Here is a 22,382-nt window from a genome sequence, read left to right as displayed (position 1 = left end):
GGTCTTACTGCCCACAAATAGCGGGATAAACAACAGAAGCCCCATTTGCTACCGTCTTAGCAAATGGGGCTTCTTCTATAATAAAGTTAGGTACTACAGTGTGATCAATCAAGTAAAGAGGTGTAATGTGTTATTGATATAAATGACTACCAGCTTCTTTAAATTCTTCTGCTTTCTCTTTCATTCCTTTTTCAATTGCTTCTGTCGTTTCTAAATCATTTTCTTTTGCATATTCACGGATATCATGTGAAATTCTCATACTACAAAACTTCGGTCCACACATTGAACAGAAGTGAGCTGTCTTTGCCCCTTCTGCAGGCAACGTTTCATCGTGATATTCCATCGCACGTTCAGGATCTAAAGATAAATTAAATTGATCGCGCCAACGAAATTCGAAACGTGCTTTTGAAAGTGCATCATCACGCTGATGAGCCGTTTTATGTCCTTTTGCAAGATCAGCCGCATGCGCTGCAATTTTGTACGTAATAACACCCGTGCGTACATCATCTTTATTCGGTAAACCTAAATGTTCTTTCGGCGTTACATAACAAAGCATCGCCGTTCCAAACCAACCGATCATCGCAGCTCCAATTGCCGATGTAATATGGTCATAGCCTGGTGCAATATCTGTCGTTAGTGGCCCAAGTGTATAAAACGGCGCGCCCTGACAAATATCAAGCTCTTTCTCCATATTCTCTTTAATTAAGTGCATCGGTACATGCCCAGGTCCTTCGATCATCACTTGCACATCATGTTTCCAAGCAATCTTCGTTAATTCACCAAGTGTTTCAAGCTCAGAGAATTGTGCTTCGTCATTTGCATCTGCAATCGATCCTGGACGTAATCCATCTCCAAGAGAGAACGAAACATCGTACTGCTTCATAATTTCACAAATCTCTTCAAAATGAGTATATAGGAAGTTTTCTTTATGATGGAATAAACACCACTGCGCCATAATCGAACCACCACGCGAAACGATACCTGTCGTACGTTTTGCAGTAATTGGAATGTAACGAAGTAATACACCAGCATGAATCGTAAAGTAATCCACGCCTTGCTCCGCTTGCTCAATTAACGTATCACGGTACACTTCCCACGTTAAATCTTCTGCAATTCCATTTACCTTTTCAAGCGCTTGATAAATCGGCACAGTTCCAACTGGTACAGGCGCATTACGAATAATCCACTCACGCGTCGTATGAATGTTTTTACCTGTAGATAAATCCATAATCGTATCTGCACCCCAGCGAGTAGCCCACGTCATCTTTTCTACTTCTTCTGCAATAGAAGAAGATACAGCAGAGTTTCCGATATTCGCGTTTACCTTCACATGGAAGTTACGCCCGATAATCATCGGTTCAGCTTCTGGATGATTAATATTCGCTGGTAAAATAGCGCGGCCTTCTGCGATTTCCTTACGAACAAACTCCGGCTCTACCCCTTCACGAATCGCAACGTATTCCATCTCAGACGTAATAATGCCATTACGTGCATAGTGCATTTGCGTAACGTTTGCACCTTGCTTTGCTCTAAGTGGCTGGCGATCCATTTGCGGGAAAACAGGTGTATGCTTCGAAGCTACTTTCACGCCGTCATCCTCTGGTTTCACTTCACGCCCTTCGTATGCTTCTACATCACCACGCCCCATAATCCAAGAGTGGCGCGGCGTTGGAATTCCTTTTTCCAACTCGACCTTATACGCAGGATCTGTATAAGGACCGCTCGTATCATACACACGGATTGGTGGATTTGGAACGCCATTCGTTTCGCTTTGTTCAATCTCACGCATCGGCACTTTCATACCTTCTCGTGGTCCATCCACATATACTTTCTTACTCCCTGGTAAACTCGACTTCAATTCAATTTGCTCAGCTGAAACAGATTGTTTCATAAATTTTGTTGCCCCCCTGTTCGTGACAAGGACAAGATATGGCCAGCGCATGCCAAAATAAAAAGAGCCAGGTCCATAAAAAAATAAGGACCTGGCTCATAAAGACATCATTATGTAAAGCCGTTAACTTCCCTACGCTGGTACGAGCCAGATCAGGTCCAAAGGGTTAAGAAGTTCACGCGCTTCTCTCTCAGCCTACGCATACGTTAGGCACCCCTAGTTTATCACTGATTTAATTTTCAATACTTTCCCATCATACACGATAATCTGAAAAATGCAAAGTTTATTTCTTTTGTTGTTTATGGAATCATCCACGTTAAATAATATGCCTGTACATACGTCATAATACCAACAATAATTACGAAGAACACCCTATTGTAAAAATAGTTTATGACTTAACATGGGAGTTTAAAAACATCTTCACCACAAAGAGTGTTGAGAATCTCGACCATTGTATCGAGAAAATTAAGAATACTAATATACAAGAGTTTAAGAGCTTTACGAATGGATTAGCCCGGGATATTGAAGCTGTCAGAAATGCGGTAACTTATGAGAATAATAATGGTCTTGCCGAAGGGAGCATAAACAAGTTAAAGCTTATTAAAAGAATCATGTATGGTCGATGCCAATTCTCCACATTGCGGACAAAGATTCTACTTTTGGAGAGAATGAGACTTTTCAACTAACTCCGGGAAGAACCATTTTTTACTTGCCAAATACATTCATCAGTCCCGTTTGAAAAAGAGCCTTTGTCTCTGCTGCATTTCGCTACAACTGCTACTGTTACCTGCCATACAACCTGCAATAGAGATAGGTAACAATTTACTATACAAGGAACAAAATTGACCTGCTCCTCCATTTAGTGATTTAACTACCTTTATTATTCAGAGCTAAAACTCAAAGAAAAATCTCTTACATTTATTGTGACATTTTTACTTAATATGTTAATTTTTTTGTTGTCTTGTTAGTTAAAGGGGTACTTAGTACAAAAAATAACCGTAGATAGTAGCACGAACACTGTTCTTGTTATAATTAATTTTTTTCAGAACGTCTATAATCCTCTTTTAAAAAATATATGTAAATATAATAAAAAACGAATGATTAATAGAAATATTCTACGCCACTCGTTTTTTATCGGACTTCTTTTTACTGTACTTTTATTTTCTTTATGAGTTATTAGAAAAATAATTGTCTATATAAGTCTTTATTTTTTCAAAATTCTTTTCCATAAATAAGATTGCTGGTACTTCAATTATTGGAAGATTATTTTCATTATCAAAAGCTGGACACGGTTTGGGAACTACCAAATAGTCAACTGAATTTTTATCCCTAATATAATTAATCGAAACATCATAATACTTAGAAAAATATTCCTTCAAATCATCCTGATTCCTTAAAAATGGTAGAGAAAATATTGAACCATAATTTATACCAGCGTCGACAATTAATACAAAGCATATTTTTTTCATGATACACCCTCCTCGTATAATAAGTTTTAAGTTAATAACTGTTCCTTGAAAATTAAATAGTTTTTATCTTCAAGAGCTACATCAAAAAAATGATGTATGGGTAAAATTTAGTCTTGGATACTGGGGGATTTCCCCAGATAATGGAAGTATAGAAATGGATCCATCGGGAATATGCTTACTCCTCCTGTAGTTCGACCACGTTAAAAGACTGTGACCCAGACCAAAATGCACTGCATACGCACAAGCTGTATCGGTTTCCTTCACTTACCTCTCATAGTGGTGGGAGGGGCAGCTTAGATGAAGGCAATCATTGAATACTCATACGCGAGGTTGTGGCTATGTTTTTGACTCTAGGGAGATCCCACAGTATCCAAGCTCATTCCAAATACTATTCAAAGAAAGGAGATCCTTTCTTTGAGATTATTCGTAGCTATTGATGTAAGCTCTGAAAAACCTGATGTATGTTTTCTTGACAGTCATGACACTGTTTTGAAAGAAATTTGTCTTTCAAACGATGTGAATGGTGCCAACGCCATTAAGGAGGATGTTCTCCATTTTCACCAGTTGTACAACTATAAAAAAATTGTCATTGGCATGGAATCTACTTCCGTCTATAGTTTCCATCCTTCCATGTTCCTAACGGAAGATAAGGATTTGAGGGCTTTAGACGTGGAAGTGGTCGTATAAAATCCAAAAGCCATCCATCGGTATAAAAAACTCTTTGAAGAAGATAAGACCGATAAAATAGATGCTTTCCGTATTGCCGATTTTTTACGAATCGGACGGTATAATAAATTTCTTATCAAGGAGGAAAAATACGTTGCCCTCCAACGTTTAACACGATCTAGATATCAACTCGTTCACCAGCAAACAGAATGTAAGCAACACTTTCTGGAGAACCTTTACTACAAATGTAATACGTTATCGAAAGAGTTAAATACCTCTGTTTTTGGTGCGACGATGATGGAAATACTCTCAGATTCCCTTTCGTTGGATGAAATCGCAGAAATGGATCTAGAAGCACTCGCTACTCTTCTTCAGAAAAAGGGGAAAGGACGCTTTAGCGACCCGGAAGATTTAGCGAAAACCATCAAGAAAGCCATACGTGAATCCTACCGACTAGGTAAGGTCGTTCAAGACTCTGTGGACGTTGTATTAGCCACTTATGCACGATTGATTCAAACATTGAAAAAACAAATCAAAGAAATAGAAAAAAGCATTACTGCTTTTTTCGAAGCCATTCCAGAAGCGAGATATTTAACAAGTGTTCCAGGCATTGGAGTCGTATACGCCGCGGGAATCATTGCGGAAGTTGGACAAATTGAACGCTTTGAGAACGAAGCACAATTGGCCAAATACACCGGTCTTTACTGGAAAAAATCGCAATCTGGAAACTTTGAATCGGAACGAACACCCATGACACGAACGGGAAACCAGTATCTTCGTTATTACATGGTTGAAGCTGCCAACTCTGTACAACTTCGTGAAGCTACTTACCGTGCTTATTATTTAGAGAAATATGATGAAGTTCCGAAATACAAACATAAAAGAGCCCTTGTCTAAAGCCGTAACTAGATTCGCTAAATTGTTTTTCAAATATTGAACCAAGCACTTGACTGATTGCTTGTTGAACAACCCTATCCACTACTGTCGGTATTCCCAATTTGCGCATCTTCCATAAAAAGAGCCAGGTCCATAAAAAAATAAGGACCTGGCTCATAAAGACATCATTATGTAAAGCCGTTAACTTCCCTACGCTGGTACGAGCCAGATTAGGTCCAAAGGGTTAAGAAGTTCACGCGCTTCTCTCTCAGCCTACGCATACGTTAGGCACCCCTAGTTTATCACTGATTTAATTTTCAATACTTTCCCATCATACACTATAATCTGGAAAATTCAAAATTTATTTCTTTTGTTGTTTATGGAATCATCCACGTTAAATAATAAGCCTGAACATAAGTCATAATCCCTACAATTATTACGAAGAACAAACTATGCTTCACTGTAAAACGGAACAAATCCGATTCTTTTCCAGCAAGACCAACTGCTGCACAAGCAATCGCAATCGACTGCGGGGAAATCATTTTACCTGTTACACCGCCTGTTGTATTTGCTGCAACAAGAAGCACTTCAGATACGCCGACTTGCTGCGCTGTAATGGCTTGTAAATTCGAGAACAGTGCATTCGCAGACGTATCAGACCCTGTTAAGAATACGCCAATCCAGCCTAAGAAAGGTGAGAAGAACGGGAATAGTCCGCCAGTTCCGGCTAATGCTAACGCTAACGTAGAAGATAGACCAGAATAGTTTGCGATAAATGCAAACCCTAGTACGAATCCGATAGATAGAATTGGCATTTTTAATTCACTTAACGTTTCTTTAAATGTCACTACTGCATCTTTTACATTCATTTTCAAAATAAACATGGAAATGATACAAGCAATTAAAATCGCCGTTCCGGTTGCTGATAATACATCAAACTTCAGAATTGCCTCGTAAGGCGTTGGTTTATTTACAATTGGTTCTGCTTTCATTACTAGATTATGCAGACCTGGAATTTCAAACTTAAATACAAGACTTGCTAAAGCCCCTCCTGGAGCGAATAATGCCTTAAAGAAACTTTGGCTCCAAATGACTACCATAACCGTTAATACGATAAATGGAGACCATGCTTTTACTACTTTTCCAAACGTTAATTTCGGCATCGATGCTGCTGTCGTTGTTGCTGCTACTTCACTATTTGCTTGCCCGGATTGATAGATTTCTTTCGGCTGCCAAACTTTTAAGAACAGCGCTAAACTAATTAAACTTACAAGTGCCGATGTAATATCCGGAAGTTCCGGCCCTAAAAATGTCGCTGTAATGAACTGCGTAATCGCAAATGAACTACCCGCTACAAGTAACGCAGGCCACGTTTGTCTTATCCCTTTAAATCCATCCATTAAAAATACGATAAAGAATGGAACAAATAATGATAGGAATGGTAATTGATGTCCAGCCATTTGTCCAATTTTATGTGGATCAATACCTGTTACTTGTCCAGCAACTGTAATCGGAATTCCCATCGCTCCGAACGCCACTGGTGCAGTATTTGCAATCAAACAAAGACCTGCTGCGTATAAAGGATTTAACCCAAGACCCGCAAGAAGCGCTGCTGTAATCGCTACTGGCGCTCCAAATCCTGCCGCTCCTTCTAAAAATGCTCCAAATGAAAATCCAATTAAAATAACGAGTAGACGATGATCATTCGTAATCGATAATACCGATGCACGAATCACATCGAATTGGCCTGTTTTTACAGAAATTTTATATAAAAATACCGACATAATAATAATCCAAGCAATTGGCCATAACCCGTACAAAAAACCGTACCCGGTTGCTGCCATTGCCATCATGAACGGCATTTTATAAGCGAATAACGCTACTAAAACTGTAAGTACAACTGTAATAAATCCTGCCACATACCCCTTCATGCGAAAAATCGCTAAAGCTAAGAAAAAAAAGATAATCGGAATAAGTGCTACTGCTGCTGAAATCCAAATATTACCGAACGGATCATAAACTTGTGTCCATGTGTTCATTGTCCTCTCCCCCTAAAGAATCCCCTTTTAAATAAATACAACCTTATCAATAGACTATCAGGTCATCATACCTTTAAGTCTAAAAATAAAAAAACGTTTAAGAAAACGTTTTCAAAAACTTTCATTTATACTGTACCATAACAATTTCTATTAAAAAAGATTTTTTTGAAAATTTTATTATTTAACAGGAAATCTTACAAAATCGTCACGTTCTTGTAATGTTCATCGATAGGAAGTTTGCCAAAATTATTGCATAATAATAGTATAACAACAGAAATTATTCATGAGGTGATATATATGAACGGAAATAAAATATTAGCTGCGTTATCATACTTTAGTGTACTATTTGCCCCTATCTTATTCCCTATTATCGTTTGGATTGTAGGAGACGCTGAAACAAAACCACATGCAAAACGTGCTCTATGGACACACATCATTCCAAGTATCGCTACATTCATTGGCTTAACTATTTTAGGAATTATGGGTCTTGGATCTGATCAACCAGATGTAACACTTGGAATTGGATCAATGATTGTCTTAGCTATTTGCGGAATCATCAGCTTATACTACTTCATCTGGAACATTGTAAAAGGAATTAAAGTACTGAAAGCTTAATTTGAAACAAACGTTTGTTTAAAAAAGGACCCTTGCAAATTGCAAGGGTCCTTTTCCGTTCACTTTATCTTCTGCGTTTCTTCTTTTTTCTCATCATTTTCTTTCGGCGCGTATTCACTTTATCCGCTATAATGTGGAGCGTACTTGCCACAACAATTCCCATTAAAAACGTTACAATTTCAACCTCATGTTTCTTCGCAATTTCTATTAAATTACCATCCAGTGCGATTACATTTAATAGGAATAAAAATGGAGAAAAGACGATTAACATGTACGCAATACGAATCACATCACCAAGTATAATCGTATGCGTAAAGAAAGATCGATGCGGCATTACTTTTTTATAAGGATACCAAAATATACGTAAGAAACCCCATTTGTTATAAGCATTACTGTACGTATCTAAATCCGGTGTTAAAAATGAAGTACCTACTAAAAAACCAATTGCAAAAGTTAATAAAAAATCAAAATTTGTTAATCCATACGAAAAAAGCAAAAACAAAACAACCGGAAGGGATATTAAGTTTATTTTCGTATGCGTTCTTCCTGATGGCATAATGCACTTCCTCGCTTACGTTCGTCCTGTCACCTTATGACAGGTTTCACCTATTGACCTAATTTCTGATCGATAAATGTTGTGTCTATATCCGAACCAAACCATTCTGCCAACTTCACTCGTGCCTTATCTTTCACATCTTCATTGACGTATAACGACACCTGTATTAGTGCGGCCGTTAACGCCCCTAAATCATCCGTATAGCCAATTCCAGCAATGAAATCTGGAATCGCATCAATCGGTGCAATAAAATAAGCAAGTGCTCCAATTACAATAATTTTCACTCGTTTTGGAACATCGGGTCTTTGCAAAACGTAAAACAGTAATAAACTTGTATAAATGACCGACTGCCCTGCTTGCTTTGCAACATGTTTTACTTTCTTCCAAAACGCTTCAACTGAAAATTTTTGTTTCATGTAAAAGCCTCCCTATTTTTAAAAAGAAATAAGCTACAATATGTTATCAGTAAAAGTTCATAGAAATTACACAAAACCTATCAATGAACTTTCATTGTAACAAACAAACCAAAAAAGAACAAGTGTTCGTTAATTTTTACACAATTTCCTTCATATAATAGATTTCTAGATAACCCTTACCCATCTTCGTTTCTTATTTCTCAACAAAGAAAATTTTCACTTCTACTTAACATTCTGCTCTATCTTTGTTATATTTTCTAGTTGACGGACATATAAACGAATGTTAAAGTTTTCTCTGGTAGTGACAAATCTTATACAAAAAATGTAAAATGTTATAGTGTTTCTCAGAAATGAATTTTGTTGTATAATACAGAAATGACGTTATGCTTATGAGCAACAAAAGAAACCAAAAGGGTATGCATAGTTATAGTCGTATATGGGTGAATATAGAACCTTTAATTATGGCCAAGAAAACTATGTATTTTTTATTTTAGCATTTTTCGCTCCAAAATCGACCAAGCCTGATAGAGAAAGGGTGGAAATGAATGAAAGAAACCTTGAAATCACAATTTCAAAATGTGCGTTTCACTGTATTCGTAGCATTAGCCTTATGGCTGAAAACTTACATTATTACACGCACAAGCTTTGATTTAAAACTTGAATCTTTCATGCAAGAATTCATTTTATTCCTTAGCCCATTAGCAGCATCATTACTGCTTGTTGGTCTTGCATTATTTGCAAAAGGGAAAAAACGTAACTATATAGCACTTGGAATTAATTTTATCTTAACAATCGTTCTTGTTGGTAACGTAATGTTCTACGGATTCTACAATGACTTCGTTACTTTACCAGTACTCGGACAAACATCTAACTTCGGAAGTTTAGGTTCTAGTGTGAAAGAATTATTTAACTACAAAATTATTCTTGCATTTGCAGACATTATCATATTCTTCGTTCTGTTGAAGAAAATGAAGAACTTTGCACCTACAGAGCGTGTAGCACGCCCGATGCGTTCTCTATACTTCGTATCAACAGTTGCTATTTTCTTCGCAAACTTAGGACTTGCAGAAGCTGAACGCCCAGAACTATTAACACGTTCATTCGACCGCGTTATGCTTGTTAAAAACTTAGGATTATATGTACACCAAGTATACGATCTTGGCTTACAAGCAAAATCAAGTTCACAAAAAGCATTCGCTGACGGTAGTAAATTACAAGAAACAGAAAACTACGTAAAAACAACACAAAGTAAACCAGATCCAAATATGTTCGGTACTGCAAAAGGGAAAAACGTAATTGTTGTCTCTCTTGAGTCATTACAAACATTCTTAATTGGTGCAACAGTTAACGGACAAGAAGTTACACCATTCTTAAACCAATTTACGAAAGAAAGTTATTACTTTGATAACTTCTTCCATCAAACTGGTCAAGGTAAAACATCTGATGCTGAATTCCTAGTAGATACTTCGTTATATCCACTAGACCGCGGTGCTGTATTCTTCACACACGGTAACAATGAATATACAGCAACTCCAGAAATTTTACGTCAGCAAGGGTATCACACGTCGGTATTCCACGCAAACAACGCAACATTCTGGAACCGTAACATTATGTATCCAGCACTTGGTTATGATCGTTACTACAACGAGCTTGATTACAAGATTACGCCGGAAACAAAATTAAACTGGGGATTAAAGGATATCGAATACTTCGATCAATCTATTGATATGTTGAAAGAAGTGAAGCAACCATTCTATACTCGCTTCCTTACTTTAACAAATCATTACCCATTCACTTACGATGACAGTACAAAATTAATCGACGAATATAATTCTGGTGATGGAGTATTTGACCGTTACATGGTAACTGCTCGTTACTTAGACGAAGCAATGAAACACTTTATTGAGCGTCTAAAAGCAGAAGGTATTTACGACAACTCAGTAATCGTATTCTACGGTGACCACTACGGTATTTCTGAAAACCATAACCGTGCAATGGCACAGTTCTTAGGAAAAGAAGAAATCACTGCATTTGACCATATGAACTTACAAAAAACACCGATGTTTATTCACGTTCCAGGTCAAAAAGAAGGTAAAACAATTTCGAAACCAACTGGTGAAATTGACATTAAACCAACTATTCTAAACTTACTTGGTGTAGATTCTACAAATGACGTTCGATTCGGTCATGATGTATTCTCACCTGATAATAAAGGATTTGTTGTTCTTCGTGACGGTAGCTTCGTTACAGATAAATACATGTACACAAACAGTACATTCTACGACCGTGCTACTGGCGAAGTTGTACAATTACCGAAAGAAGAATCTCAACCACTAATTGATCGTGCCCAAAATGAATTGAACATGTCTGATAAAATCATTGAAGGTGACTTACTTCGCTTCTCTGAAAGTAATAAGATCAAAACTGGTGAAGTAAAAACAGCTATTAAAGAAGAAAAGAAGAGCGCTGAGTAATCTCAGCCTCTTTTTTTATTTTCTTCCATACAACTACTTATATTCATTAACTTTAAAATTACATAACCTTTACCAAATATTCACATAGTGTTAATGAAGAATCTCTATAATAAAATATGCAAACAAGGTTCTACATATTTCTTATCTCTCATCTTTCGTAAGATCCCTTAAAGAAATGTGTAAATCTTTTGTTTCTACTTTCTTATAATTGTCTTTCAACATGTTTTGTTTCCATACACAAAGCATTCAACGAGACAATGTCCCTATGAAAGATAGCTACCCTCCTTGTGCAGCATTCCATAAGAATGTTGCTTTTTTTTATCTAAAAGCAGGATTCTCATTCTTATTTTCGAATTTGTATATACAAAATGCTGTAAAGTGAAACTTTAATCAGCCCTCACCAATCGGGCATTTACGGGCATATGTAGAGAATTACTTACATAAAAATTACTATAGTGATTCTTATCTCGCATGAATGAAAGTTTCACGTTACTTACGTACTTACGAAAGGATGGGACGGAAATTGGCATACGAAAAATTTGTACTTTGGAATGATGAAGTTATTGATACAACAAAACAACAAACGTACATAGAACTTGAAGAAAGAGGTTTGCAGTTCGGAGATGGTGTCTACGAGGTTATTCGCCTATATAAAGGGAACTTTCACTTATTAGATCCGCACATAACGAGATTATATCGATCCATGGAAGAAATAGAATTATCGCTCCCTTTCTCAAAAGCTGAACTCATCACTTTACTTTACAAATTAATTGAAAGAAACCATTTCCACGAAGATGGCACAATTTATTTGCAAGTATCTCGCGGTGTACAAGCTCGCACACATATATTTTCATATGACAACCCTCCGACAATTTATGCCTATATTACAAAAAAAGAAAGGCCAGCGTTATGGATCGAATATGGTATACGCGCTATATCAGAACCCGATACACGATGGCTACGCTGTGACATTAAATCATTAAATTTATTACCAAACGTACTAGCTGCTACGAAAGCTGAACGGAAAGGCTGTAAAGAGGCACTTCTCGTAAGGAATGGTATTGTAACGGAAGGAAGCCATTCCAACTTCTTCTTAATTAAAAACGGAACTCTTTACACACATCCAGCCAATCACCTTATTTTAAATGGTATTATTCGTCAATATGTCCTTTCTTTAGCCAATACTCTTCACATTCCTGTACAGGAAGAACTTTTCAGCGTTCGTGACGTTTATCAAGCAGATGAATGCTTTTTTACAGGCACAACGATTGAAATTTTACCAATGACCCACCTTGATGGAACCGCGATTCAAGATGGGCAAGTTGGACCTATCACCAAAAAACTGCAAAAATCTTTTAATCAAATCTTGTTACAATCCAATATGGCATCTTCTTAAACACGAATAATTTCTGTCCTTTCATATTCAATATATGCATTTAAATGGAAATCAAGGTGTAATTTTATGCCTTGATTTTTTTCTTGTAATCTTTTTGTCATATTCAGATTCCTATATAAGTCTTGACAGTAATCGACATGCTCTTTAGAATTTTTAACAGTTGGTAAATATTTCTTCACTACATTACAGACAGAAAGGAATCGACAAATTATGAAAAAGTACCTTGCCGGTCTTGCGGCAGTGTCTGTAGCAGGGGGAGCAGCACCTACACTTGATAGTGTTCAAGCTGCACCTGAACAAAATACACAAAAAGCTGCTACAACTGTCCAAGCTTCTGCATCAAACGACTCATCTTATAAGGTAAACGCGAGCGTATTACATGTTCGTGCAGGATCAAGCACTTCTCACGACATCATCTCACGCGTTTATAGCGGTCAATCACTAAACGTGATTGGCGAAGAAAATGGTTGGTTCAAAATTAACATTAACGGAAAAACAGGCTTTGTTAGTGGCGAATTTGTATCAAAAAGTGGAGCAGCAAACAACAATGTAAGCACAGGTGGAAACAATAAAGTTACTGCTGATGTATTACGTGTACGTACAGCTCCTAACACTTCTAGTTCTGTTTCTGGACGTGTATATGCAGGACAAACATTAAACGTAATTGGACAAGAAAATGGTTGGGTGAAAATTAACCATAATGGACAAGTAGGTTATGTAAGTGGCGAATTCGTATCTGGCGCTTCTTCTAATGGGGGTTCTTCAAACAACAATACGAATAATAACAACCAAGAAGTAAAACCAGCAAGCGGAAACTATACAGTAAATGTATCTTCCCTTCGCGTTCGTACAGGTCCTAGCACTTCTCACACAACTGTAGGTTCTGTCAAAAAAGGACAAGTAGTACAAGTTGTCGGCGAAGTTCAAGATTGGTTCAAAATCAATTACGCAGGACAAACTGCTTATATAAGCAAAGACTACGTAACAAAAGGCGGTTCTAACGAAAACGTTACAGAAGGTAACAAACAAGAGCAAAACAATAATAATGGAACTATTCAAACTGGTGGTTCTTACGTAGTTAACGCTACATCTTTACGTGTTCGTACAGGCCCTGCCGCTTACCATAGTGTAATTGGTGGCGTTTTAAACGGTACAACATTAAACGTAGTTGGATCTGAAAACGGTTGGTTTAAAGTAAATTACCAAGGAAAAACAGGCTTTGTTAGTAGCGAATTTGTAAAATTCGTTAAAGGTGGCACTACTACTCCTGAGCAACCAAAACAACCTGAAAAACCTAACCAAGGTGCAATTGGCGACTATTACATTAATGCTTCTGCACTAAATGTACGTAGCGGCGAAGGTACAAATTATAGAATCATAGGCGCACTTCCACAAGGTCAGAAGGTTCAAGTAATCTCTGAAAACTCTGGATGGAGCAAAATTAACTACAACGGTCAAAATGGTTATATCGGAACACGTTACCTATCTAAAACACCAGTTGGAGGCGCAGTAGATAATAAGCCTAACAATAACCAAAATAACAATCAAAACAATAACAACAATAATAATACAGGCAATAATAGTGGCGACAGTTCTTCCGTACTTGCATATGCAAAATCAATGCAAGGTGTACCATACGTTTGGGGCGGAACTTCTGCTAACGGCGTAGACTGCAGTGGCTACATCTACCACGTATTTAAGAAATTTGGTCATAACATTAGCCGTCAAAGTGTTGCGGGATATTGGAGTAGCCTACCACAAACTTCAAGTCCACAACCAGGTGACTTAATTTATTTCCAAAACACTTATAAATCTGGTCCTTCTCATATGGGTATTTACCTTGGGGGCGGATCATTTATCCAAGCTGGAGATAAAGGTGTAGCAATCGCTTCATTAAGTAACTCTTATTGGAAGAGCCACTTCTTAGGATACACGAAAGCACCTTAATTAATAGTTTCAAAGCCTTCTAGTTTACTAGAAGGCTTTTTTGTACGATTTCAACACATTACTCCCTTTCCCCTAGCTTTCCCTCTACAAAAATAATGTATCTATTCTTCCATTTCATACACTTTATTCTGCAAAAACAATGCATAACGTTATCATAATGTATATATTTTCATAAAAAACATAACCTATTTCATGTCTATTTATTTTATATGTGTTTTTTTGAAGAATTTTCTTTTTATTTAAACTTTTCATCAGACGTTTGACCTCCGATGTCCATTATGATAAGTTACTTAAGATGTTATATTCGTAAACGTATAGACAACTGGTTTATACACTGTTTTTACTATGAGGAAGGAGCATACACTGCATGAATCTTTTATGGGGAATTGGCGGCGTGATTGGGGTATTAGCAATTGCTTTCTTACTATCTTCCAACCGCAAAGCTATTAATTGGCGCACAATTTTAATCGCGCTAGCATTACAAATGTCATTTTCATTTATCGTATTACGATGGGATGCTGGTAAAGCAGGTTTAAAACACGCTGCTGACGGTGTTCAAGGATTAATTAATTTTTCTTACGAGGGAATTAAGTTCGTTGCTGGGGATTTAGTCAACGCAAAAGGACCTTGGGGATTTGTATTCTTTATTCAAGCACTACTTCCAATCGTATTTATTAGTTCATTAGTAGCAATCTTATATCATTTCGGTATTATGCAGAAATTTGTTAGCGTCGTTGGTGGTGCATTAAGTAAACTTCTTGGCACTTCTAAAGCAGAAAGCTTAAACTCAGTAACGACTGTATTTTTAGGACAAACTGAAGCTCCAATTTTAATTAAACCTTACTTAGCACGCTTAACAAATAGTGAATTCTTCACTATTATGGTAAGCGGTATGACAGCTGTTGCTGGATCCGTTCTTGTCGGCTATGCAGCAATGGGTATTCCGTTAGAGCACTTATTAGCAGCTGCAATTATGGCAGCTCCATCAAGCTTATTAATTGCAAAACTAATCATGCCAGAGACAGAAAAAGTAGATAATAACGTTGAACTTTCTACAGAACGTGAAGATGCAAACGTTATCGATGCAGCTGCACGCGGTGCATCTGAAGGTATGCAACTTGTTATTAACGTAGCAGCAATGTTAATGGCTTTCATCGCATTAATCGCTTTATTAAATGGATTATTAGGATGGGTTGGTTCTTGGTTCGATATTAAACTTAGCCTTGATTTAATCTTCGGTTACTTATTATCACCATTTGCAATCTTAATCGGTGTTTCTCCAGGTGAAGCTGTACAAGCAGCAAGCTTTATCGGTCAAAAACTTGCAATCAACGAATTCGTTGCATACGCAAACTTAGGGCCACACATGGCAGAGTTCTCTGACAAAACAAATCTAATTTTAACATTTGCAATCTGTGGATTCGCAAACTTCTCTTCTATCGCAATTCAATTAGGTGTAACAGGAACTTTAGCTCCTACTCGCCGTAAACAAATTGCACAATTAGGGATTAAAGCAGTTATCGCTGGTACATTAGCGAACTTCTTAAACGCAGCAGTTGCAGGTATGATGTTCCTATAAACTTATATAGAGTCTTCTCTTTCTCCAAGAGAAGACTTTTTTCATGCAATCCAAACGTATTATATATATCTATCAACCACCTTATCCCAAATATAAGAACATTATGATACAATAATGTTTAGATCTTTTTATTTTTCTGATGAAAATAGAAATACTACTTGTTGTTGCCCTTCAAAAGAATTTAACGACATAGTCAATTTCTTAATAATTGCGCATACTACAAGTATCTATGGATGAAATAGCTTTAAGGAGGAAAGTTTTGTGAAAGATAAGTTCTATAAAATCCTCTCTATGTGGATTCTACAAATTGTATTTTATTTTACTACTGTACATGTGACGAATTATGAGCATGCGCTCATTTTTACAATAATATACGTAATCGTAAATGTACTATTCTTATTTTTAGCTGACAAAACAGCATTTATTTTCTTCATACTAGGAACCATCATTTCCGTATTTTATTTATTTTATGAAGCATGGCTTCATTTATGGAGTACATCAGTTCAATGGCAATATATGATTACCCACTTCCTGATGGCAGCTAACTTCTTCATTGTATACATAACAACTCACCTATTGAAAAAAGTGATTCATGAAAATAAAACTTTAACTGAGCGTGTGAGAACGTTGGAACAATATATTGGAGAATCAAAATTACTAACGAGACAAGAATTCGAGAGACGCCAAGCGTTATTAACGACTGCAATGAATCGTCGTAATGAAACAGGCTTTATTGTTTACTTTGATTTCACTTCCTTTAGTAAATATACGAAGGAAAGTGTTATGGACCGTGTAGCTTCCTTATTAGTTGAAACCGTAAGGAATGATTTTGACCTTGCTGCTGAATATGATAATAATACGCTAGTTATTTTATTACAAAACACAAATGAAGCTGGTGCTGATATTGTAATGAACCGCCTAAAGCCAAAAATGGAGCAATGGCTTGCAGCTGAAGCAATCCGAGATATAAAAATTTCACGTGAGCAAATTGGAAACAAAGGACAGACATTGTTATGATGACTCTCGTTATACTTCTTTTATTTCTTCTGTTTTGCGTACTCGTTTTTTGGATCAGTATCACATTTTCAATTAAATATGTTCTTATTTTTACGGCCTTTCTATTCTCTGGCTTACTCGTTTACTACTCTTTCTTAACAATTGCGGGCTTAATTCACCGAAATAGTAAACGAAAAGATCGTACATTAGAACATTATCCGAGCGTCGATATTTTCATCCCTGCTCATAATGAAGGGGTCGTTATTAAAGATACTTTAGAGGCAATGGCGAAGATTGAATATCCAGGAAAGCTAACCATTTATCTATTAAATGATAACTCTCAAGATGAAACACCTGAAATCGGCGATGATTTCGACAAAGCTTATGCCCACATTCGTCACATTCGTGTTCCACCCGGTGAACCGAAGGGTAAATCACGTGTACTAAACTACGGCCTTAGTATTTCAGATGGTGAATACTTCTGTGTTTATGATGCAGATAACCAGCCTGAGCCACACGCACTGCGAATGCTTGTAGAGCACGCTGAAACAACTGAAGATGCTGTTGGGGCTGTTGGACATGTTCGTACAGTAAATGAAAAAAGAAACTGGCTGACGCGAATGATTTCGCTAGAATTTCAAATCTTCCAGCTCCTTATGCAATCTGGACGCTGGTTACTATTCCAAACAGGCTCACTGACAGGAACAAACATGCTTCTTCGTCGCTCTGCACTAGAAGAGCTTGGTGGCTATGACCCTTATGCAATTGCAGAAGATGCCGAATTAACATTACGAATTACACAAAAAGGTTATCTCTTACCAATCGTCCCAGAATCAGTTACTTGGGAACAAGAACCAGAGCATTTAAAAATTCTTATTAAACAACGTACACGTTGGCTCCAAGGGAATTTATACATTTTAGAAAAAATGTTCTCATCATTAAGCTTCTTTAAAGGAAAACTGCTCGTTCATTCCTTACAACAAGTTCTAGTGTATGTTGTATTTTGGCTATTCCTAATCATTTCGAACGTTTGGTTTGTAATTGGGCTACTCGGGATATTCCAAATTCAATATAGCATTCCACTACTATTTATGTGGTATGTCGCATATATTACATATGTTTCTCAATTATTTAGTGCCCAGAGTGTGGAACGAACCTTTACACCGACTAATATTTTTATTAGCGTTATTATGTACTTTACGTACGCACAGCTCTTTACGTACTTATTTATTCGCAGCTTAATCTTATACTTACGTGCGAAGAGCAAGAAACAAGTCATTGGCTGGGATAAGACAGTTCGATTCAAAAAAGATAAATAAAAATAAGCACAGAGCGCCGTATGCTCTGTGCTTATTTATTGCCGTATAAATTATATATCAGACAATACCCCTTAGCTGAAAGTAATTTCACGTCCATCCCCCAACGAACGATCGACCTTCATTTATATACGAAAAAGTGATTGCTATTTTTGTAGAACCAATTGCTTCTCTTGCTGTTCTTTGCGCGTTTCAGTCTTAGGTTCCGTGCTTTCTTGGACACTACGATGTGCCACACGTTTCAAACAAATATGCTTCCACTTTCTTTCGTAACGTTTCATTATTCTAGATGTCCCCCTTGAATGCGCTTTAAAACTATTTGAAATCGCTTACAGGAAATAATATAGCACATATATATAAACGTGACAACACATTTCCGACATATTTTTGACAAAAATACGAATAGAATTCATAAGGTATCGAATATTGTCGAAACCTATCGTTTTTTCTTCGTATAAAAGGCATACTACTTATATAGTAAAGTATTTTATTTCCCTTACCCGCATTCCAAATTCCTTCTATATAAAGTGAAACTTTAATCAGCCATCACCAATCGGACTTTTACAAGCAGCTCGATTTATTTGCTTTTGCTGAATTTTGAGGTGGGGTTCTTACTGCTCAGCAAATAGAGGGATAAAAAAAGAGCTGATATGAAATCAGCTCTTTTCCTTCTATTATTAATGACGCTTCATACGTCCTTCTTTTTGTAACTCTTTAAATAATGCTGCCATCATAAAGAAAATAACAAAGACGAACGGGAATGCTGCAATGATAGCTGCCGTTTGTAAGGCTTCTAATCCGCCAATATATAATAGCGTAGAAGCTATCGCGGCTAGAACGATACCCCAAATCATTTTAATACGATTTGGTGGGTTTAAACTACCATGTGTCGTTAACATCCCTAAAACGAATGTTGCAGAGTCTGCAGATGTAATAAAGAATGTTGCAATAAGTAAAATACCTAAAACTGATAAAGCTGATCCAAAGCTGCCCATCTGATCGAACATAGCGAATAATCCTACTTCTGTTCCCATCTCTTTCACTTTGTCGAAGATATGTGCATCACCAAACAGCTCCATATGAATACCTGTTCCGCCGAAAACGGAGAACCAAAGTGCACCAATTACGGTCGGTACGAGTAACACACCGATAACAAACTCACGAATTGTACGGCCTCGTGAAACACGAGCAATAAACGTACCTACGAATGGTGACCACGCAATCCACCATGCCCAATAGAAAATTGTCCATGACTGAATCCATTGATTTCCGCCTTCATCCAATGGACTTAAACGGAAACTCATACTTGGCAATTCCTGAATATAAGAACCTATTGTTGAAGTGAAGTAATTCATAATAAAGTTTGTTGGACCTGCAAATAATACAATGATCATAAGTGCAAATGCAAAAATAATGTTCGTATTACTTAAATATTTAATTCCTTTATCAAGACCTGTTTGTGCAGATAACATGAAAAGAACTGTTACGATTGCAATAATAACTAACTGTGTCGTTAATGAATTCGGAATAGATGTTAAATAGCTAACACCACCTGCAATTTGTTTTGCACCGAGACCTAATGATGTTGCAACACCAAACACAGTTGCGAAAACAGCTAACACATCAAATGAATGAGCAATACGCCCGTGTTCCCCGCCCTTAAATAACGGACCTACTGTCGCACTAATCGTACTTGCTTTTCCTTTTCTAAAGGTAAAGTAAGCAATACATAACGCTACAAACGCATATAGTCCCCAAGGATGTAATCCCCAATGGAAAAATGAAAAACGCAGTGCAAGGCGCGCACTTTCCTCAGTTGCACTATCCCCAAACGGAGGTGCGTATAAATGGTTTAATGGTTCGGCAACGCCCCAGAAAACTAAGCCAATACCCATACCAGCACTAAATAACATAGCAAACCATGTCATATAACTATAATCAGGTTCGTCATCATCTTTACCTAAACGAATAGAACCGTATTTCGAAACAATTAAAAAGATAGATACACCTAAAATAATAGAAACGGAAATAATATAAAACCATCCAAACTTACTAACTAATGCAGTTTGAATTGCGGTTGTTACATTTCCTAAGCTACCTTTTCCAATAATAGATTCGGGAATAATCCCCCAAATTGTAAATGCAATACATAATGTTAATGAAACGATGAATGTTTTTGTCAGTTTCCTCATCAAATCCCCCTTCGTAGGTTTCGTTTTTGTAAATAACATAAATTCCGATATGTAAAATCGGATAGAAAACTATAATTTTGCGGTGATTTTCTTACTTTCACCTTCACCAATTCGAATTCTTATGGACAGCCTTACCTTTCGTATAACCTTTTCACTCTGCAAGAGCTACAAGTTAGAAATACTGCTGTCAAATTGTGTGAGAAAAACGCGGATAGGAATGTATTTTCCTAAAAAAGGATGTGTTACATATGTAAAAAAGGGCAAAGTTCTTCCTTGCAACCCTTTCGTTTTGTAACAATTATGCGGTTTTTTTGCTAGTATATAGCACGTGTTTATAGCTTCACAAACAAAATGTTTATGTTTATATAACTATATTACCCATAAAACGGTAAAATACTCAAGGAATGTAATCGTTTAGTAAACATCATGTAACATCCCTGTAATATTCTTATTTACGTCGAAAAAAACATGTTGTATTAAATATTTTGAATATAACTAGAAACCTATGAGTCATATAGAATGAAAAACGCTTTCCTATATTTTTTGTTATATTACAGGATGTTAACGACTTATTACGAATGGTTTGTAATTGTGTGTTTTCCCCAAATCCGAAAAAATCTGTTGCTATAATGAGGACACGAAAACAAACGCAATGGAGGCTATCATGAAAAAATTAATTGGTATAGCAACAGCAGCAGTTTTTGGTCTTGGGATTTTCACATCATCTGCTAATGCAGAAACTGTTGTAACAACAGACGTACTAAACGTACGCGAAAACCCTACTACGGAATCAAAAGTTGTCGGTAAATTACTAAACGGTAATAAGATAGATGTTCAAAATACAGAGAACGGATGGTCAAAAGTTACTTTAGACGGTAAAGACGCATTCGTAAGTGCAGAGTTCACAAAAAGCATCTACTACGTAACAGCTAACGTATTAAACGTACGTGCTGAAGCGAACACAAACTCAGAAATTCTTGGAAAGTTGAAGAAAGACGATGTAATCGAAACAACGAACCAAGTACAAAATGAGTGGTTACAATTTGAATATAACGGGAAAACAGCTTATGTTCATGTTCCTTTCTTAACAGGTACAGCACCTGTAATTGAGAAACAAGAAACGACTGTTCCTGCTAAAGCTGAAGCACCAGCTAAGGCTCAAGCACCTGCAGCACAAGCAAAACCAGCTGCTAAGCCTGCTGTGAAAGCTGCTGAAACTAGCACACCATCTGGTGGTCGTGAGTTAACAGTTGTAGCTACAGCATATACAGCTCACCCGAGCGAAAACGGGGGCACATATGGCGGCCGTGTATTAACTGCAATGGGTCATGATTTAACTGCGAATCCAAACATGAAAATGATCGCTGTTGACCCGAAAGTAATCCCATTAGGATCTAAAGTATGGGTAGAAGGTTACGGAGAAGCTATCGCTGGAGATACTGGTGGCGCAATTAAAGGTAACCGTATCGACATCTTACTTGGATCAGATAGCGCTGCTCAAAAATGGGGACGCAAAACTGTTAAAGTGAAAATTTTAAAATAACCAATGACTGCTAAATTACAAGCCGGTTCTCTTTATTGAGAGCTGGCTTTTATTTATTTATAATACATATAAGGAGGCTATGCCCATGAATGTACAAGCAAAAGTAGACTGGATTGGTACGCCAAAGCCGTACATATATAAAGATGAAGTAACATATAACGCTACTTCTATTGATTTCTCACTCGCTGGCGATGATAATCGCTATAAGTTAATTGTGCTCAAGTCTGAAAACAATACACATTACAAAATTGTGCAATATGGAATAAAAACAGGCTCTCAAAAACCATTTCCTATCGACATTCCATTTGAACAAAATATGTTGCCAATTATAGAGCAAATATTACATGATCCGTATGTACAAGCGATATTAAAAGAAACGCACTCATAATTGAAAAAAAAGATATCACCTCG

General features: G+C 36.9%; 17 protein-coding genes, 2 pseudogenes and 2 riboswitches. Of the genes and pseudogenes, 11 read left to right on the top strand and 8 right to left on the bottom strand.

Annotated elements, in window-relative coordinates; translation table 11 throughout:
* Nucleotides 1-130: 130 nt before the first annotated feature.
* Both thiC and OXT04_RS29945 read right to left on the bottom strand, forming a co-directional pair.
* Nucleotides 131-1,891 (bottom strand): phosphomethylpyrimidine synthase ThiC, encoded by a 1,761-nt coding sequence (thiC, locus tag OXT04_RS20810; protein ID WP_000814479.1) that lies wholly within the window; start codon nucleotides 1,889-1,891, stop codon nucleotides 131-133.
* A 112-nt stretch (nucleotides 1,892-2,003) separates the two neighbouring features.
* Nucleotides 2,004-2,119: riboswitch (TPP riboswitch) on the bottom strand.
* Nucleotides 2,120-2,190: 71 nt separating this feature from the next.
* A pseudogene (locus OXT04_RS29945) lies at nucleotides 2,191-2,262 on the bottom strand (L-lactate permease); the annotation flags it as partial.
* 3 nt (nucleotides 2,263-2,265) lie between these two features.
* Between OXT04_RS29945 and OXT04_RS20805 the strand changes: the two are divergent.
* Nucleotides 2,266-2,577 (top strand): transposase, encoded by a 312-nt coding sequence (locus OXT04_RS20805; RefSeq protein ID WP_374693285.1) that lies wholly within the window; start codon nucleotides 2,266-2,268, stop codon nucleotides 2,575-2,577.
* A 480-nt stretch (nucleotides 2,578-3,057) separates the two neighbouring features.
* Here OXT04_RS20805 and OXT04_RS20800 read toward each other — a convergent pair whose 3' ends face one another.
* Nucleotides 3,058-3,360, bottom strand: a complete 303-nt coding sequence (locus OXT04_RS20800; protein WP_000717611.1) for a hypothetical protein — start codon at nucleotides 3,358-3,360, stop codon at nucleotides 3,058-3,060.
* Between the two features lie 414 nt (nucleotides 3,361-3,774).
* Here OXT04_RS20800 and OXT04_RS20795 point away from each other — a divergent pair.
* Nucleotides 3,775-4,923: pseudogene (locus OXT04_RS20795) on the top strand (IS110 family RNA-guided transposase).
* Between the two features lie 169 nt (nucleotides 4,924-5,092).
* Nucleotides 5,093-5,208, bottom strand: a riboswitch (TPP riboswitch).
* Nucleotides 5,209-5,279: 71 nt separating this feature from the next.
* On the opposite strand, the gene lldP reads toward OXT04_RS20795, so the two are convergent.
* The gene (gene lldP, locus OXT04_RS20785; RefSeq protein ID WP_001099307.1) at nucleotides 5,280-6,941 is read right to left on the bottom strand and encodes an L-lactate permease; all 1,662 of its coding nucleotides are present in this window, start codon (nucleotides 6,939-6,941) and stop codon (nucleotides 5,280-5,282) included.
* A 297-nt stretch (nucleotides 6,942-7,238) separates the two neighbouring features.
* Here lldP and OXT04_RS20780 point away from each other — a divergent pair, with 297 nt between their 5' ends.
* Nucleotides 7,239-7,556 (top strand): magnetosome magnetite crystal formation protein family, encoded by a 318-nt coding sequence (locus OXT04_RS20780; RefSeq protein ID WP_001014092.1) that lies wholly within the window; start codon nucleotides 7,239-7,241, stop codon nucleotides 7,554-7,556.
* 64 nt (nucleotides 7,557-7,620) lie between these two features.
* Here OXT04_RS20780 and OXT04_RS20775 read toward each other — a convergent pair whose 3' ends face one another.
* The gene (locus OXT04_RS20775) at nucleotides 7,621-8,112 is read right to left on the bottom strand and encodes a metal-binding protein (protein ID WP_001139059.1); all 492 of its coding nucleotides are present in this window, start codon (nucleotides 8,110-8,112) and stop codon (nucleotides 7,621-7,623) included.
* A gap of 50 nt (nucleotides 8,113-8,162) precedes the next feature.
* A complete protein-coding gene (locus OXT04_RS20770) occupies nucleotides 8,163-8,528 on the bottom strand; it encodes a YkvA family protein (protein WP_000810378.1) in 366 nt (121 codons plus the stop codon).
* A 545-nt stretch (nucleotides 8,529-9,073) separates the two neighbouring features.
* On the opposite strand from OXT04_RS20770, the gene OXT04_RS20765 reads away from it, so the two are divergent.
* The 6 genes from OXT04_RS20765 to OXT04_RS20740 all read left to right on the top strand — a co-directional run bounded on the left by OXT04_RS20765 (nucleotide 9,074) and on the right by OXT04_RS20740 (nucleotide 18,239).
* Nucleotides 9,074-11,002 carry an LTA synthase family protein gene (locus OXT04_RS20765; protein WP_000665343.1) on the top strand — a complete coding sequence of 643 codons (1,929 nt, stop codon included), beginning with the start codon at nucleotides 9,074-9,076 and terminating at the stop codon, nucleotides 11,000-11,002.
* Between the two features lie 511 nt (nucleotides 11,003-11,513).
* On the top strand, nucleotides 11,514-12,398 hold the full coding sequence (locus OXT04_RS20760; protein ID WP_074593743.1) for a D-amino-acid transaminase: 885 nt from the start codon (nucleotides 11,514-11,516) through the stop codon (nucleotides 12,396-12,398).
* 210 nt (nucleotides 12,399-12,608) lie between these two features.
* Nucleotides 12,609-14,345, top strand: coding sequence for a C40 family peptidase (locus OXT04_RS20755; protein WP_071714005.1), 1,737 nt, complete (start codon nucleotides 12,609-12,611; stop codon nucleotides 14,343-14,345).
* Between the two features lie 367 nt (nucleotides 14,346-14,712).
* Nucleotides 14,713-15,924 (top strand): NupC/NupG family nucleoside CNT transporter, encoded by a 1,212-nt coding sequence (locus OXT04_RS20750; protein ID WP_001051020.1) that lies wholly within the window; start codon nucleotides 14,713-14,715, stop codon nucleotides 15,922-15,924.
* 261 nt (nucleotides 15,925-16,185) lie between these two features.
* On the top strand, nucleotides 16,186-16,941 hold the full coding sequence (locus OXT04_RS20745) for a nucleotidyl cyclase domain-containing protein (protein ID WP_000653228.1): 756 nt from the start codon (nucleotides 16,186-16,188) through the stop codon (nucleotides 16,939-16,941).
* The gene (locus OXT04_RS20740) at nucleotides 16,938-18,239 is read left to right on the top strand and encodes a glycosyltransferase family 2 protein (protein ID WP_000988751.1); all 1,302 of its coding nucleotides are present in this window, start codon (nucleotides 16,938-16,940) and stop codon (nucleotides 18,237-18,239) included. Before OXT04_RS20745 ends, OXT04_RS20740 begins: the two co-directional genes overlap by 4 nt.
* Before the next feature lie 143 nt (nucleotides 18,240-18,382).
* Here the strand turns inward: OXT04_RS20740 and OXT04_RS20735 are convergent, their stop codons facing one another.
* On the bottom strand, nucleotides 18,383-18,517 hold the full coding sequence (locus OXT04_RS20735; protein ID WP_000833067.1) for a hypothetical protein: 135 nt from the start codon (nucleotides 18,515-18,517) through the stop codon (nucleotides 18,383-18,385).
* Between the two features lie 396 nt (nucleotides 18,518-18,913).
* On the bottom strand, nucleotides 18,914-20,428 hold the full coding sequence (opuD, locus tag OXT04_RS20730) for a glycine betaine transporter OpuD (RefSeq protein WP_001229103.1): 1,515 nt from the start codon (nucleotides 20,426-20,428) through the stop codon (nucleotides 18,914-18,916).
* Between the two features lie 664 nt (nucleotides 20,429-21,092).
* Between opuD and OXT04_RS20725 the strand changes: the two genes are divergently transcribed.
* Together OXT04_RS20725 and OXT04_RS20720 are read left to right on the top strand one after the other, a co-directional pair.
* A complete protein-coding gene (locus tag OXT04_RS20725; RefSeq protein WP_000733343.1) occupies nucleotides 21,093-21,971 on the top strand; it encodes a cell wall-binding protein EntA in 879 nt (292 codons plus the stop codon).
* A gap of 85 nt (nucleotides 21,972-22,056) precedes the next feature.
* A complete protein-coding gene (locus tag OXT04_RS20720; RefSeq protein ID WP_097821419.1) occupies nucleotides 22,057-22,359 on the top strand; it encodes a DUF3910 family protein in 303 nt (100 codons plus the stop codon).
* Nucleotides 22,360-22,382 lie beyond the last annotated feature (23 nt).

Source organism: Bacillus sp. GC_Bacil_1, assembly GCF_026540675.1.
Taxonomy (GTDB): Bacteria; Bacillota; Bacilli; order Bacillales; family Bacillaceae_G; genus Bacillus_A; species Bacillus_A cereus.
The sequence above is the reverse complement of the archived record's forward strand: the minus strand, read 5'-3'. Positions and strand labels throughout refer to the sequence as shown.